Raw genomic sequence first — 15481 nt, forward strand, 5'->3', positions numbered from 1 at the left:
ACCTGCGGGCGCTCACCCCAGCGTGTCGAGCAGCGCCCAGGTCTCCCGTACCAGGTCGGCCTCGGTGAGCCCGAGCGTCTTCGGCAGCACACGAGCGGTGAGCTGGTCGGCGTCGCCGCCGTCGTACGCCTTCTCGTAGGCGCGCCCGAGCTGCAGCACCTTCGGCACGCCGTAGGTGTCGGCGAGGTACGTGACGGCCGCCCGGGCGATGAGGTAGTCGGCCTGCGGGTCCAGCCCCCACTTGGCCTTGGTGGGGAGGTCGCGGCGCAGGCCGTCGAGGTACGACGAGTCGACGCCCGCCGGGCCCTGGGCGAAGGACAACGGCTGCGTGGCGGTGTAGTCGGCCAGCCCCTCCGAGAGCCACGTGGGCCAGGCGCCGGCGTGCCGGGCCATCAGGAAGTGGCTGAGCTCGTGCTTGAGGACGAAGTCGTCGGCGGCGTACGCGTCGATCTGCTCGGGGTTGATCTTGATGCGCATGCCCCCGAACTCCGAGGCGCGCCCGTCCTCGTCGAGCGCGTACACCGGGAACGTGACGGCGGCGGCCTCGCTGTCGTCGAGGGTGTTCATCATCCGCACCGAGCCGGACGTGGTCGCGTCGACCAGCACGTCGGTGCGCGGCTCGACGCCCAGGACCTCCGCGTCGTCGTCGATGTCGCCGGCCACCGCCTGGGCCAGTTCCGGTGCCTGCTCGCGGTCCTCACGGTCGACGAGGACCAGGAGGTCGTCGACGCGGGCGCCGACGATCGGTACGCCGCCGCCCCAGGGCCACGACTGTGGCTCCTCACCCTCCGGGTAGTCGCCCGCGAGGGTCTCGGCGCCCAGCACCCACCCGTCCGCACGCTTGACGAAGGTGTCCTCGAGCGTGTTGCCGACCGGTGCCTCGTCGATGCCGTCGAGCTCCAGCCGCTCGATGACGAAGGGGCGGAACACGGGGTCGCCGCCGTCCACGTCGGCCGGCGGCAGGCCGGAGGCGTCCTCGACCAGGTAGTCCACCGACGCGACGGGCAGCTGGGTGATGTTGTGGAACAGGGTGCGCTGGGCGGCCACGAGGTCGCCGTTCCCGGGGTCGACGGTGGCCAGGAACGCCTGCTCGTCCTCGTCGTCGAGCGCCCGCGCACGGGTCTCCATCAGGTACCGGATGTCGGCCCGGTCGTCGTCGGTGGGCTGGTACGGGCCCTGGTCCGCACCGCCGCTCGACGACGACGGCGGGTCGTCCGGCGCCGCTCCCGAGGAGATGTCGGCCGAGCACGAGGACGTGGCGGCGGCGAGCGTGGCGAGCATCAGGAGTGCGGTCGCCCGCCGTGCCCGGATCACGCGAGGAGCGTAAGCCCTGGACGGGTCCGGCCCCGTCGGCGAGCATCCCTAGACTCCTGCGTCATGCGCGTGCACCTGGGCTGCGACCACGCCGGTCTCGACCTCAAGGCCCACCTCACGGCCTGGCTGACCGACCACGGCCACGAGCCGGTCGACCACGGCCCGTTCGTGTACGACGCGCTCGACGACTACCCCGTCTTCTGCCTGCGCGCGGCCGAGGGCGTGGCGGCGGACCCCGGCAGCCTGGGCGTCGTGATCGGCGGTTCCGGCAACGGCGAGCAGATGGCCGCCAACAAGGTGAAGGGCATCCGCAGCGCGCTGGTGTGGTCGGAGGAGACCGCGGCGCTCGCGCGGCAGCACAACGACGCGCAGGTGATCGCCGTGGGTGGACGGATGCACACGGTCGAGGAGATGACCCGCTTCGTCGAGGTCTTCCTCGAGACGCCGTTCAGCGAGGAGGAGCGGCACGCCCGCCGGATCGCGATGCTCACCGACTACGAGCGCACGGGCGAGCTCCCTCCGCTGCCGCCCTCGGCCAGCACTTCGCATGCCTGAGGGGCACACCCTCCACCGGCTGGCGCACGAGGTCGGGGCCGCCTTCGGCGGCCGCCGGGTGTCGGTGACCAGCCCGCAGGGAAGGTTCGCCGACTCGGCCGCGCTCCTCGACGGCTCCGTGGTCGTCGGGGCGGAGGCCGCCGGCAAGCACCTGTTCGTCGAGCTCAGCGGCGAGCGGGTGGTGCACATCCACCTCGGGCTGATCGGCCAGCTGGACGTGCACACCGGCGTCACGGAGGTCCCGCTGCCCGTAGGCCAGGTCCGGATGCGGCTGGCGACCTGGGACTCCGGCCCGGCTGCGTACGCCGACCTGCGCGGCGCCATCGTCTGCGACCTGGTGACCACGGCGCGCCGCGACGAGGTGGTCGCGCGTCTCGGTCCCGACCCGCTCCGCGACGACGCCGACCCCGCCCGCGCGTGGGCGCGGATCAGCCGCAGCCACCGGCCCATCGGCGACCTGCTGATGGACCAGGAGGTGATCGCCGGCGTCGGCAACGTCTACCGCGCCGAGGTGCTGTTCCGGCACCGCATGCACCCGCTGCGGCCGGGCCGCACCCTGCGCGTCGGCCAGTGGCGCGCGATCTGGGAGGACCTGGTCGCGCTCATGAACGAGGGCGTCAAGACCGGCACGATCGACACGGTCCGTCCCGAGCACACGCCCGAGGCGATGGGCCGGCCGGCCCGCGAGGACGACCACGGTGGTGAGGTGTACGTCTACCGTCGCGCCGGCCAGGCGTGCCTGGTCTGCGGGACCCGCGTGCGCACCGAGCAGCTGAACGGAAGGAACCTGTTCTGGTGTGCGCATTGTCAGCCGCGGTTCCGGTCCCGCGCCGTACAGTGAGCGCCAACGACCGGACGGGATCACGACCATGAGTGGAGCGCCGAAGTCGCGATCCGTCGTCCCCGCGCGCGTCCCACGCCGGTTCACGGCGGCCTGGAAGTCGCTCGACGACCCGGGTGCCCCGACCAGGGGTCCGCTCGTCGCGCTGGTGGCCTTCGCCATCCTGTGCGGCGTCGGCACCATCGGGTTCCCGCAGTACGTCCCGATCAACCTGCTGGTCGTGCCGCTGATCCTGGCCAGCCTCTTCCTGAGCCCGCGGTTCATGCTGCCGTTCATCTCGTTCCTCGCGGTTCTGGTGCTGGCCTCGTTGCCGAGGATCGTCAGCCCCACCCACCGCACCTGGGTCGCGGTCGTCGTCATCCTCGTGCTGTGCGTGATCGTGCTGGTCACCTCCCACCGCCGCTCGCGTCTCGGGGTCGCCGGGGCACAGGGGGAGTCGATGCTGATCGACCTTCGCGACCGGATCCAGCGCTACGGCCGGCTCCCCGACCTGCCCTCGCAGTGGGTCGCGGAGTCGGCGCTGCGCTCCGCCGGCGGCACGCTCTTCGCCGGCGACTTCATCGTGGCGTCGGCGTCGCGCGGCCGGCTCGACGTGGCCGTCGTCGACGTCTCCGGCAAGGGTGACGCGGCGGCCACCCGGGCGCTGCTGCTGTCGGGCGCCTTCGGTGGCCTGATCACCGCCATCCCTCCCGACGAGTTCCTGACCGCCGCCAACGCCTACCTGCTCGGTCACCGCTGGGACGAGGGGTTCGCCACCGCGGTCCAGCTCTCCCTCGACCTGCAGTCGGGGCACTTCGAGGTCTGGACGGCCGGCCACCCGCCGGCGGTCCACCTGGCCGCCGGCAGCGGACGCTGGTCCGCCCTCCAGTCCGACGGACCGGTCCTGGGGCTGATCGAGGGGGCGGAGTTCGAGAGCGTGCGCGGGGTGATGCGGCCGGGCGACGCCCTCGTGATGTACACCGACGGGCTGGTCGAGACCTCCAAGAGGGAGATCGAGCTGGGCATCGACCGGCTCATCGGCGAGGCGGAGAAGGTGCTGCACGGCGACGCCACCGCCGACCGCGTCGACCGGCTGGTGGAGAAGCTCGGGTCGAAGGACGACGACCGCGCGATGCTGCTCGTGCACCGCCGCTGACGCCGGCCGGGAGGCCTCGCCGGTTGGGGTGGGCACCCGCCGCTGTGGCACGATTCGGGCTTGCGCGGATGTAGCTCAATGGTAGAGCCCCAGTCTTCCAAACTGGCTACGCGGGTTCGATTCCCGTCATCCGCTCTCAGGCGCCTCTACCCGTGCGTTCAGCACCGCTGAGCGGTGGGCCGAGGCAGCCTGGCGGGGCGTAGCGTAGTGGCTAGCGCGCCTGCTTTGGGAGCAGGAGATCGCAGGTTCGAGTCCTGTCGCCCCGACCGACGAGAACGACCGATCCGACCGAGCCGCAACCCCCGAACGATCAAGGAGACACCCCTGTGAAGAGCGCCGTCGAGACCTTGAGCCCGACCCGGGCCAAGCTGACCGTCGAGGTGCCCTTCGAGGAGCTCAAGCCGAGCCTCGACAAGGCGTACAAGACCATCGCCCAGCAGATCAACGTCCCCGGCTTCCGCCGCGGCAAGGTGCCCCCGATGGTGATCGACCGCCAGGTCGGCCGCGGCGCCATCCTCGACCAGGCGATCAACGACGCCCTGCCGCAGCTGTACGTCCAGGCGCTCCAGGACAACGACCTCCAGCCGATGGCCCAGCCGGAGATCGAGGTCACCAAGCTCGAGGACAACGAGTCGCTGGAGTTCACCGCGGAGGTGGACGTCAAGCCGGAGATCACGCTGCCGGCGTACGACGACCTCACCGCGCAGGTCGAGGACGTCGCGGTCACCGACCAGGACGTCGAGGAGCAGGTGCAGGCGCTGCGCGAGCGGTTCGCCACCCTGGTCGACGTCGACCGCGCCGCCGAGGACGGCGACTTCGTGGTCATCGACCTGGTCGCCCAGCAGGACGGCCAGACCGTCGAGGGCGCCGAGCTGACCGGTATGTCCTACAAGGTCGGCCGCGGCGGCATGCTCGACGGCCTCGACGAGGCGCTCGCCGGGATGTCGGCCGGCGACGAGAGGACCTTCTCCTCCCAGCTCGTGGGCGGCGACCTGGTCGGCACCGACGTCGACGTGACGGTGAAGGTCGACAAGGTCCAGGAGCAGGAGCTCCCGGAGTTCGACGACGAGTTCGCCCAGCTGGCCTCGGAGTTCGACACCGCCGGCGAGCTGTCCGAGGACGTCCGCGAGCGGCTCGGCCGGGGCAAGCGCCTCGAGCAGGCCGCGGCCGCGCGTGACGCCGTCCTCGAGGCCCTGCTCGAGCGCGTCGACATCCCGCTCCCGGAGACCGTCGTCACCGACGAGCTGAACTCCCGGCGCCAGAACATCGAGCAGCAGCTGGCGTACGCCGGCCTGACGATGGACAAGTACCTCGAGGACGAGGGCCAGACCGCCGAGGAGTTCGAGGCCGACCTGGAGCGCCGCGTCCGCGACGCCGTCGTGGCGCAGCTGCTGCTCGACGAGGTCGCCACCAAGGAGGAGCTCGGCGTCGACCAGAACGAGCTCCAGCAGCACCTCTCCGTGCGGGCCCAGCAGTCCGGCCAGGACCCGCAGGACTTCGTCAACCACATGTTCGAGCACAACCACATCCCCGAGCTGGTCCAGGAGATCCGCCGGGGCAAGGCGCTCGCCCAGATCGTGGAGAACGCCACCGTCACCGACGCCTCCGGCAACGTCATCGACCTCAAGAACCTGCGCCCGGACGGCACCATCGGCGACCCGGCGGACGAGACCGACGAGGCGACGGACGAGAAGGGGGACGCGGAGCAGCCGGCTGCCGAGCCGGACGAGCCGACCACCGCGGCCGCGCGCCTGTGACCGAGGTCGTCGCTGCGCAAAATTAGTTCGTTCGAACCATCCCCGCGGCCTCTCAGGTTCCTCTAGGGTCCGGCCATGACCACTCGAATCTCGCGGGCGCGCGTCATCGCGCCTGCGGTCGCCGCGTCACTGGCCGCGGCCTCGCTGATCGCCTTGTCGGCGGTCCCCGCATCGGCGGCGACGTCCACCTTCACCCAGGACACCGACATCTCCATGGGTGGGGTCAGCTACGACGTGTCCAACACGGCGTCCATCAGCATCCCGGCGGTCGGGACTGCGGGCACGTACCCGTCGACCATCAACGTGACGTCCCCGACGCTCATCAAGGACGTCAACGTCCACCTGTTCAACATCAGCCACACGTTCCCCGACGACCTGGACATCCTGCTGGTGGGTCCGGGCGGGGAGCAGGTGATCTTGATGAGTGACGCCGGTGACGGCGCCGACGCGGGCGAGGACCTCGTCAACGCCAACCTGACGTTCGACAGCCAGGCAGGGTCGCTGCTGCCGGACTCGACCGCCATCGGCGCTTCGGGCGGCACCTTCCGTCCGACCAACTACGAGGGCGTGGACTCGTGGCAGGCCCCCGCACCGGTGGCCAACGGCAACACCTCCCTGTCGGTCTTCAACGACACCCTCGCGGCGGGGACCTGGAGCCTGTACATCCGGGACGACACCGTCGTGGACTCCGGCACGGTGGCCGGAGGTTGGGGCCTCAGCTTCGTCACCGAGACCGTGCCCCACCCCAGCACTGTCGCGGTGACCGGTCTTCCGCAGATCAGCGACGTCAACGTGCACCTGAACGGCATCACCGCCAATGAGCCCGACGACATCAACCTGCTGCTCGTGGGACCCGGTGGGCAGCAGTCCTACCTGTGGGGCGACAGCGGGGGATTCCTCCCGATCTCGAACTTCAACGTGACCTTCGACGACGAAGCGGCCGGCACGATGCCCGACGACGACCCCATCACCAACGGAGGGACCTACAAGCCCTTCCTCCAGGGGGACATCGAGGACTTCGGATCGCCGGCTCCGCCGGCCACAGGGGTCACGGTGCTGTCGGTCTTCGACGGCCAGAGCCCCAACGGCAACTGGGACCTGTACGCGTTCAACGACGCGATGGAGGAGCCGATCGTCATCAGCGGCTGGTCGCTGGAGTTCACCTGGGCCGACACCTTGAACCCGACGGGGACGGTCACGGTGAACGGCGGCGCGGCCACGACGAACACGACGGCGGTCACCTTGGGCGTGACGGCGAACGACCCGGCGCCGGCCAGCGGCGTGACCCAGATGCGGTTCAGCAACGACGGGGTCACCTTCTCGCCGTACCAGGCGTTCGCGCCGACGGCGGCGTGGACCCTGGCGGCCGGCGACGGCGTGAAGACCGTCTACGCGCAGTTCCGGGACGCTGACGGCAACCAGTCGGCGGTCGCGACCGACACCATCGCCCTGTCGACGGTCGTCCCTGACACGACGAGCCCGACGGTCGTCAAGACCACGCCCGCGAAGAACGCCAAGGGCGTCAAGGTGACGACGAAGGTCAAGCTCAAGGTGAGCGAGGCGCTCAACGCGAGCACCATCACCACCAAGACGGTCTACCTGAAGGCCAAGGGCAGCTCCAAGAAGGTCAAGGCCAAGCTGAAGTACAACGCAGCCGGCAAGACCATCGTGCTGACGCCCAAGAGCGCGCTCAAGCACAACAAGAAGTACACCTTCACGGCGACGCCCGGGGTCAAGGACGTGTCGGGCAACCCGCTCGACGGCGCCGCGGGCAAGCCGGGGGCCCAGAAGGTGACGTTCTCCTTCACGACCGGCTGACCCCAGCTGCACCACCGCTCGTGCCCCGGCGTCCTCCCTGGACGCCGGGGCACGGCCATGTCTGCGGCCGTATCGTCGCCCCATGAGCGACGGGGCGGCTCCGGAGGTCGCTGACCTGGGCAGGTACGGCCGACGGCTCGTGAGCCGGTTCGTCGAGAAGGCGCGGGAGGCGGACCGGCCGCGGTTCGCCACCATGCTCACCGACCATCTCGGCGTGTCCGCGGACGGCCTGCCGGTGGCCGAGCAGCAGTGGCCGTCGTACGAGCACGTCAACGTCCAGGCCGCCCTCGACGCCTGGCTCGGCGAGCCGGGTCGCACCCACCACGTGGTCGGCGTCGCCGGGCTGCGGCACCACGGCCCTGTGGGGATCGCGGACCTGCTGGGCATGACGCCGGAGGAGAGCAAGTACGGCGCCCGGCCGGGCAACGTGCTGCGCACCGCGCTGCCGACCGGTCCGGACGGCCAGACGCGCGAGTGCCTGCGGACGGCGATCGTGTTCGTGACCGAGGCGGACGGCAGCCGGGTCGCGATCCTGTTCCGCTGCCCGGACCCCGAGCAGGGCCGGGACTCCATGACGATCGAGGTGATCGCCTCCCGCGACGGCGCCGGAACGCAGATCGCGGCGCGGCTGCGCGACCTGGCCATCGAGCACAACGTCTACCGGGGGCAGGTGGTGTCGTTCGGGCGGACGATGTTCGGCTACCACCCGGGCACCGCCCTCACCTTCCACCACCGAGAGCCGCTGGACCCGGCCGAGCTGGTGCTGCCGGAGGAGACCTTCGCCGACGTACGCCGGCAGGTCGTCGGCGTCGCCCGGCACCGCGACGCGCTGCGCTCGGCCGGGCAGCACCTGAAGCGCGGGCTGCTGCTCTACGGCCCGCCCGGCGTCGGCAAGACGCACACCGTGAGGTACCTCGTGGGCGAGCTCACGGGCACCACCATCGTCCAGCTCAGCGGCGACGCGCTGTCGGCCATCCGGCAGGCGTGCTCGATCGCGCGCACCCTCCAGCCGGCGATGATCGTGGTCGAGGACGTGGACCTGATCGCGCAGCAGCGGGACGTGTACGACGGTGGCGCGCCGCTGCTGTTCATGCTGCTCAACGAGATGGACGGGCTCGAGGAGGACGCCGACGTGGTGTTCCTGCTGACCACCAACCGCGCCGACCTGCTCGAGGACGCGTTGGCGTCCCGGCCCGGCCGCGTCGACCAGGCCGTGCACATCGACCTGCCCGACCGGGAGGCCCGGCGGCGGCTGGTCGCGTTGTACCGCCGCGGCCTGGACCTGGACGAGTCCCGGGTCGAGGAGGTGCTGGACCGGACCGACGGGGTGACCGCCTCGTTCCTCAAGGAGCTGCTCCGACGGGCCGCAGTGGTGGCGGCCGAGCGGGAGGAGACCGCCGCGGGTGCCGTCGTACGCGTGACGGGGGAGGACCTCGTGGCAGCCCTGGACGACCTGCTCGACACGCGCAACCGGATGACCCGCCGTGCCCTGGGGCTCGATGTGTCTGCTCTCGGCGAACAGGTGCCCGTTCACCCGGGTTCGGGGGCTCCCGGCGGCTAGGGTCGCAGGCGTGACAGGCAATGAGACATACGATCGGCCGACCATGAACGGTGGCCCCGCGGGCTACGGGCTCGACGACCACATCTACCAGCGGCTGCTGAAGGAACGCATCGTCTTCCTCGGCTCGGAGGTGCGCGACTCGAACGCCAACGCGATCTGCGCCCAGCTGCTGCTGCTCTCAGCCGAGGACCCCGACGCCGACATCTTCCTGCACATCAACTCGCCCGGTGGCTCGGTCGACGCGGGCATGGCGATCTACGACACCATGAACTACATCCCGAACGACGTGGCGACGGTCGGCATGGGGCTGGCGGCCTCGATGGGCCAGTTCCTGCTCTGCGCCGGCGCGAAGGGCAAGCGCTACGCCTTGCCGCACGCGCGGATCATGATGCACCAGCCGTCGTCCGGCATGGGCGGCTCGGCCTCCGACATCAAGATCCAGGCCCAGCAGTCACTGCACATCAAGAAGATCCTGCTCGAGCTGATCTCCGAGCACACCGGGCAGCCGATCGACCAGGTCATCGCCGACGCCGACCGCGACCGCTGGTTCACCGCCGAGCAGGCGCGCGACTACGGCCTGGTCGACCAGGTCATCTCCAGCGCGCTGCAGGCCGCCGACGAGGGCCGCCCGGCCCGTACCAAGGACTGAGGACTTCGATGAACTACTACATCCCCCAGTGGGAGGAGCGGACGTCGTACGGCTTCCGCCGGATCGACCCCTACGCCAAGCTGTTCGAGGACCGCATCATCTTCCTCGGCACGCCGATCTCCGACGACGTCGCCAACGCGGTGATGGCCCAGCTGCTCTGCCTGGAGTCGATGAACCCCGACCAGGACGTGCAGATCTACATCAACTCGCCGGGCGGCTCGTTCACGGCGCTGACCGCGATCTACGACACGATGCGGTTCATCCAGCCCGACGTGCAGACGGTGTGCCTGGGCCAGGCGGCCTCGGCGGCGGCGATCCTGCTGGCGGCCGGCACGCCCGGCAAGCGCCTGGCGCTGCCCAACAGCCGCATCCTGATCCACCAGCCCTACACCGAGGGCACGTTCGGCCAGACCTCCGACATCGAGATCCAGGCCAACGAGATCCTGCGGATGCGTGAGCTGCTGGAGAAGATGATCAGCGACCACTCGGGCAAGTCGATCGAGGAGGTCAGCCGCGACATCGAGCGCGACAAGATCCTCACCGCGGAGGGTGCGGTCGAGTACGGTCTGGTCGACGCGGTCCTCGAGTCCCGCAAGAGGACCCCGGTCCTCGCCTAGACAGTTCCGTGTCCGTCCCCCCACCGGGGGGTGGCACGGGGTAACGTCGAATCGCTGACTTGTTCGTCGTGGCCTGCAGCACCCGTCGTACCTGCTGGACCCCCTGAACCCGGCCGAATCGGAGGATGACCGCCCGTGGCACGCATCGGTGACGGAGGCGACCTGCTCAAGTGCTCTTTCTGCGGGAAGAGCCAGAAGCAGGTCAAGAAGCTCATCGCCGGCCCCGGCGTCTACATCTGCGACGAGTGCATCGACCTGTGCAACGAGATCATCGAGGAGGAGCTCAGCGAGGGTGCTGAGGTCTCCCTCGACGAGCTGCCGAAGCCGCGGGAGATCTCGGAGTTCCTCGACTCCTACGTCATCGGCCAGGAGCAGGCGAAGAAGACGCTCGCCGTGGCGGTCTACAACCACTACAAGCGCGTGCAGGCCGGTCTCCAGCCGGTGACCGGCAAGCACTCCAAGGAAGAGGTCGTCGAGGTCGCCAAGAGCAACATCCTGCTCATCGGCCCGACCGGCTGCGGCAAGACCTACCTGGCCCAGACCCTCGCCCGGATGCTCAACGTGCCGTTCGCGATCGCGGACGCCACGGCGCTGACCGAGGCGGGTTACGTGGGTGAGGACGTCGAGAACATCCTCCTCAAGCTGATCCAGGCCGCTGACTACGACGTCAAGAAGGCCGAGACCGGGATCATCTACATCGACGAGATCGACAAGGTGGCCCGCAAGGCGGAGAACCCCTCGATCACACGCGACGTCTCCGGCGAGGGCGTCCAGCAGGCGCTGCTGAAGATCATCGAGGGCACGACGGCCTCGGTGCCGCCGCAGGGGGGCCGCAAGCACCCCCACCAGGAGTTCATCCAGATCGACACCACCAACATCCTGTTCATCGTGGGCGGTGCCTTCGCCGGCCTCGAGCAGATCATCGAGCAGCGGGTCGGCAAGAAGTCCCTGGGCTTCACCGCCGAGGTCCGGGGCCAGGCCGAGCGCGACGGCGAGGACCTGCTGTCCGAGGTGCGCCCCGAGGACCTCGCCAAGTTCGGGCTGATCCCCGAGTTCATCGGCCGGCTGCCGATGATCGCGACCGTCCGCAAGCTCGACGTGGACGCCCTGGTGCGCATCCTGACCGAGCCGCGCAACGCGTTCGTGAAGCAGTACCAGAAGCTCTTCGAGCTCGACAACGTCGAGCTGGAGTTCACCGAGGACGCGGTTGCCGCCGTGGCCGCGAAGGCCCTCGAGCGAGGTACGGGCGCCCGTGGCGCCCGCGCCATCCTCGAGGAGGTCCTCCTCCACGTGATGTACGACGTCCCCTCCCGCGGCGACATCGGCAAGGTCATCGTCACCCGCGAGACCGTCGACGACGAGGAGACCCCCGAGCTCGTCCTGCGCGAGTCCGAGGCGAAGAAGAAGAAGTCGGCCTAGGCGCAGCCGAGCGGGCTTTGCCCGATTCGTCTGCGGTGTCGCCTGGGGTGCGACGCTCAGGAGGCCTGGACGAATCGCCGGGCTCGCGGGACGCCGATCGCCTTGAGGTCGGCCAGGATCTGGGCGCGCTCGAGCCGCAGCTCGATCGAGGAGCACCGGAGGACGGTGTCGCCCGCGATGACGACGGCCCGTTCCCGACGCATGTCCTGCCACCACGCCACGACTTCGGCATGGAATGACCCGTCGATCTCGAGGACGACCGTCCGGCCGTCGGGAAGGACCCAGACGCAGTCGAGGTACCGGCGCATGCCGGCCTTGTCGAGACGCGCGACCTGACGAGCCGGCTCGATGAGTCCGGCGTCACGGCACATCCTGCCCACATCGAGCTCGGCGAACGACTGGGCGCCGCCGGCGATGTCATGCAGCACCAGGCGAAACGTCCTGCCGTGGCGGAGCTTGCGGATCTGCGGGATCGTTCGAGTCAGCCGGTCCGCCTTCGTCAGCCCCTGTTGCACCGACGAGGCCAGCAGCCCGATCGCGCGGCGTACGTCCTTGTCACGCTCCGCGGCCAGGAGCACGGCGTGCTCGAACGGCAGTCGTGGTGGTCCTGATCTGGGCCTGACCCAGAGGTGGTAGGGGCGGCGCGTCTGGTGGAAGAAGTAGCCGTCGAGCGGCTCGACGAGGTCGCCCTTCGGCGTCAGCACGTCGATGACGTGCCTCCCGATCCAGGTGAGCCCGTCCCGGCGCGCCGAGGACAGGTGCGACAGCACGGCGCCGCGACCGGCGTGAAGAACGCCGACCCAGAGGGGCTCGTCACCCAGCAAGGGTCCGGTGTGCGTCACGAGAATGCCGTCGGTGGGGCTCTGCCAGCGCTCGATGGTCAGCTCGTGGTCGATCTGCTTGTGCGTCCAGCCCGCCGCTCGCAGCTGTTGGCGGGTGACCACGCGGGACTGTTCGCGCAGCAGCGGACCCAGCCGCTCCACGCGATCCCGTCGATTCGTCTGCGGTCTCGCCTGGTGCCTGAGCGAGGTGGGCGCAGACGAATCGGTGGGGAGCTCGCGGGTCACCGCCCGATGATGCAGCCGTGACGCCGACCCCGACGGCCGCTCTCCACAGGTCCCGCGCCCCGCGCGATTCGTCTGCGTGGACGCACCGCGAACTCCAGGCGAGGCCGCAGACGAATCCCTTTACGGCACCTCGGCCAGCTCGGCGACCACCGAGATCTCGGTGGCGGAGTCGGACGGGGTGAAGACCAGGTCGCCCTGGATGGTGCCGGCGCGGCGGAGGTCGTCGGCGGCGAGGCGGGCGGCGTCCACCAGGGACGCGGGGCCGGTGACCTCGACGCGCGACAACGGGGCCCGCATGGAGACCTTGGCGGTCGACTTGGCGCCGCGGATACCGATCAGGGCGGCGGCGACGGCGTCGATCAGCTCCGGGTCGGCGTCGAGGGCGAGGCCGTCGTGGGGGGCGGGCCAGGGGGCGAGGTGGACCGAGCCCTCCTGCCACCAGGACCAGGCCTCCTCGGTGACGTACGGGAGGAACGGCGCGAGCAGGCGCAGCGAGGTGTGCAGGGCGCACGCCAGGGTCGCGCGGGCCGACGCGGACGCCGGGTCCGCCGTGTCGTACGCGCGCTCCTTCACCAGCTCCAGGTAGTCGTCGCAGAACTCCCAGAAGAACGTCTCCGACACCTCCAGCGCGCTGGTGTAGTCGTAGGCGTCGAACGCCTCCGTGGCGCGGGCACAGGTCGCGAGGAGCCGGGCCAGCAGGGCGCGGTCCACCGGAGCCGTCACGAGCTCGGGGTCGGGGTCCACGGCGCCCACGGACGACAGCACGAACTTCGAGGCGTTCAGCACCTTCATCGCCAGCCGGCGACCGACCTTCATCTGCGACTCGTCGAACGGCGAGTCCATGCCCGGACGCACCGTGGCGGCGCGCCAGCGGACGGCGTCCGACCCGTACTTGTCCAGGATCTCGGTCGGCACGACCACGTTGCCCTTGGACTTCGACATCTTCTTGCGGTCGGGGTCGAGGATCCAGCCGGACAGCATGGCGTGGGTCCACGGGGCGACGCCGTTCTCGAAGTGTGCGCGCACGACGCGGGAGAACAGCCAGGTCCGGATGATCTCGTGCGCCTGGGTGCACAGGTCCATCGGGAAGACCCGCGCGAAGAGGTCGTCGTCGGAGCCCCAGCCGCCCGCGATGTGCGGTGTGAGGGAGGACGTCGCCCAGGTGTCCATCACGTCGGGGTCGCCGACGAACCCGCCGGACTTCCCGCGCTGCGACTCCTCGTACCCTCCGGGGACGTCCGTCGAGGGGTCGACCGGCAGCTCGGCCTCGCGGGGGAGCAGCGGGTGGTCGTAGTCGGGCTCGCCCTCGTCGTCCAGCGGGTACCAGACGGGGAACGGCACCCCGAAGAAGCGCTGCCGCGAGATCAGCCAGTCGCCGTTCAGCCCGCCGACCCAGTTGTCGTAGCGATGCTTCATGTGCGCCGGCAGCCAGGTCAGCTCCGCACCGCGCTCGAGCAGCTCGGTGCGCAACCCCTCGTCGCGGCCGCCGTTCCTGATGTACCACTGCCGCGTCGCCACGATCTCCAGCGGCTTGTCGCCCCGCTCGTAGAAGTTGGCCATCCGCATCGTCTTCGTCGGCTCGCCGTCGAGGTCGCCGGACTCGCGCAGCAGCGCGACCATCGCCTCGCGCGAGGAGAAGATGGTCTTGCCCGCCAGCTGCTCGTACGCCGCGGCGCCGGCCTCCGACGTGATCCAGGGCGGGACCTCGCGCTGGAGCCGCCCGTCGCGCTGCACGACCGTGCGCACCGGCAGCTGCAGCTCGCGCCACCACTGCACGTCGGTCAGGTCGCCGAACGTGCAGCACATCGCGATGCCCGCGCCCTTGTCGGGCTCGGCCGCGTGGTGCGCGACCACGGGGACCTCGACGCCGAAGACCGGCGAGGTCACCGTCGTGCCGAACAGCCCCTGGTAGCGCTCGTCGTCGGGGTGCGCGATCAGCGCCACGACCGCCGGGATCAGCTCGGGCCGCGTGGTCTCGATGTACACCGGGGAGCCGTCAGGAGCGTGGAAGGCGACCCGATGGTAGTGACCCGGGTACTCCCGCGCCTCGATCTCGGCCTGCGCCACCGCCGTCTGGTCGGTCACGTCCCAGACCGTCGGCGCCTCCTGGAGGTAGGCCTCGCCGCGCGCGAAGTTGCGCAGGAACGCCCGCTGGCTGACCGTGCGCGCCTTGTCGCCGATCGTCGTGTAGGTCTGCGACCAGTCGCAGGACAGGCCGAGGGTCCGCCACACGGACTCGAAGACCCGCTCGTCCTCCACGGCCAGCGTCTCGCACAGGGCGATGAAGTTCGGCCGGCTGATCGGCACCTGGCGCTTGGGGTCGGGGTCGTCGGGCGGCGTGAAATCGGGGTCGTACGGGAGCGTCGGGTCGCAGCGGACGCCGTAGTAGAGCTGCACGCGGCGCTCGGTCGGCAGCCCGTTGTCGTCCCAGCCCATCGGGTAGAACACGGCCTTGCCGCGCATCCGCTGGTACCTCGCCAGCAGGTCGGTGTGCGTGTAGGAGAACACGTGCCCGACGTGCAGCGACCCGGACACCGTGGGCGGCGGGGTGTCGATCGAGTAGACGTTCTCGCGCACCTGGGTCCGGTCGAACGCGAACGTGTCGTCGGCCTTCCACCGCTCCGACCACTTGGCCTCGAGGCCCTCGAGCGCAGGCTTGTCCGGTACGACGACGGAACGCCGCTCGGCGCTCGTCGGGTCCGGGGCCTGGTGCTCGGTCGAGGTCATGCGCCTCAGAATATGGGGGTG

At 70.3% G+C, this 15481-nt stretch carries 12 protein-coding genes and 2 tRNA genes; 11 read left to right on the forward strand and 3 right to left on the reverse strand.

What is annotated here, in order from left to right; all coding sequences use genetic code 11:
- Window positions 1-12: 12 nt before the first annotated feature.
- Entirely contained in the window at window positions 13-1314 is a 1302-nt protein-coding gene (locus ISU07_RS07590; protein ID WP_194706184.1) for a hypothetical protein, read from the reverse strand.
- A gap of 63 nt (window positions 1315-1377) precedes the next feature.
- On the opposite strand from ISU07_RS07590, the gene ISU07_RS07595 reads away from it, so the two are divergent.
- The 11 genes from ISU07_RS07595 (at window position 1378) to clpX (ending at window position 11666) form a co-directional block, all read left to right on the forward strand.
- Window positions 1378-1869, forward strand: a complete 492-nt coding sequence (locus ISU07_RS07595; protein ID WP_194706185.1) for a ribose-5-phosphate isomerase — start codon at window positions 1378-1380, stop codon at window positions 1867-1869.
- A complete protein-coding gene (locus ISU07_RS07600) occupies window positions 1862-2710 on the forward strand; it encodes an Fpg/Nei family DNA glycosylase (protein ID WP_194706186.1) in 849 nt (282 codons plus the stop codon). Before ISU07_RS07595 ends, ISU07_RS07600 begins: the two co-directional genes overlap by 8 nt.
- Window positions 2711-2738: 28 nt before the next feature.
- Window positions 2739-3845: a PP2C family protein-serine/threonine phosphatase gene (locus tag ISU07_RS07605; protein ID WP_194706187.1), complete on the forward strand. Its 1107-nt coding sequence runs from the start codon at window positions 2739-2741 to the stop codon at window positions 3843-3845.
- A gap of 64 nt (window positions 3846-3909) precedes the next feature.
- Window positions 3910-3980 (forward strand) — tRNA-Gly (locus tag ISU07_RS07610).
- Between the two features lie 58 nt (window positions 3981-4038).
- A tRNA-Pro gene (locus ISU07_RS07615) sits at window positions 4039-4111 on the forward strand.
- A gap of 60 nt (window positions 4112-4171) precedes the next feature.
- The gene (gene tig / locus ISU07_RS07620) at window positions 4172-5602 is read left to right on the forward strand and encodes a trigger factor (protein ID WP_194706188.1); all 1431 of its coding nucleotides are present in this window, start codon (window positions 4172-4174) and stop codon (window positions 5600-5602) included.
- 75 nt (window positions 5603-5677) lie between these two features.
- On the forward strand, window positions 5678-7420 hold the full coding sequence (locus tag ISU07_RS07625) for an Ig-like domain-containing protein (RefSeq protein ID WP_194706189.1): 1743 nt from the start codon (window positions 5678-5680) through the stop codon (window positions 7418-7420).
- Window positions 7421-7502: 82 nt separating this feature from the next.
- Complete coding sequence (locus tag ISU07_RS07630; RefSeq protein WP_194706190.1) at window positions 7503-8981, forward strand: AAA family ATPase; 1479 nt, start codon at window positions 7503-7505, stop codon at window positions 8979-8981.
- A 43-nt stretch (window positions 8982-9024) separates the two neighbouring features.
- Window positions 9025-9630: an ATP-dependent Clp protease proteolytic subunit gene (locus ISU07_RS07635; protein WP_194706191.1), complete on the forward strand. Its 606-nt coding sequence runs from the start codon at window positions 9025-9027 to the stop codon at window positions 9628-9630.
- 8 nt (window positions 9631-9638) lie between these two features.
- A complete protein-coding gene (locus tag ISU07_RS07640; RefSeq protein ID WP_194706192.1) occupies window positions 9639-10247 on the forward strand; it encodes an ATP-dependent Clp protease proteolytic subunit in 609 nt (202 codons plus the stop codon).
- Between the two features lie 135 nt (window positions 10248-10382).
- Window positions 10383-11666 carry an ATP-dependent Clp protease ATP-binding subunit ClpX gene (clpX, locus tag ISU07_RS07645; protein WP_194706193.1) on the forward strand — a complete coding sequence of 428 codons (1284 nt, stop codon included), beginning with the start codon at window positions 10383-10385 and terminating at the stop codon, window positions 11664-11666.
- A gap of 56 nt (window positions 11667-11722) precedes the next feature.
- Here clpX and ISU07_RS07650 read toward each other — a convergent pair whose 3' ends face one another.
- Together ISU07_RS07650 and valS are read right to left on the reverse strand one after the other, a co-directional pair.
- Entirely contained in the window at window positions 11723-12649 is a 927-nt protein-coding gene (locus tag ISU07_RS07650) for a hypothetical protein (RefSeq protein ID WP_194706194.1), read from the reverse strand.
- 204 nt (window positions 12650-12853) lie between these two features.
- Window positions 12854-15469 (reverse strand): valine--tRNA ligase, encoded by a 2616-nt coding sequence (gene valS / locus ISU07_RS07655; RefSeq protein WP_407671395.1) that lies wholly within the window; start codon window positions 15467-15469, stop codon window positions 12854-12856.
- Window positions 15470-15481 lie beyond the last annotated feature (12 nt).

Origin of the sequence: Nocardioides islandensis, from assembly GCF_015352455.1 — a bacterium.
GTDB classification, from domain to species: Bacteria; Actinomycetota; Actinomycetes; order Propionibacteriales; family Nocardioidaceae; genus Nocardioides; species Nocardioides islandensis.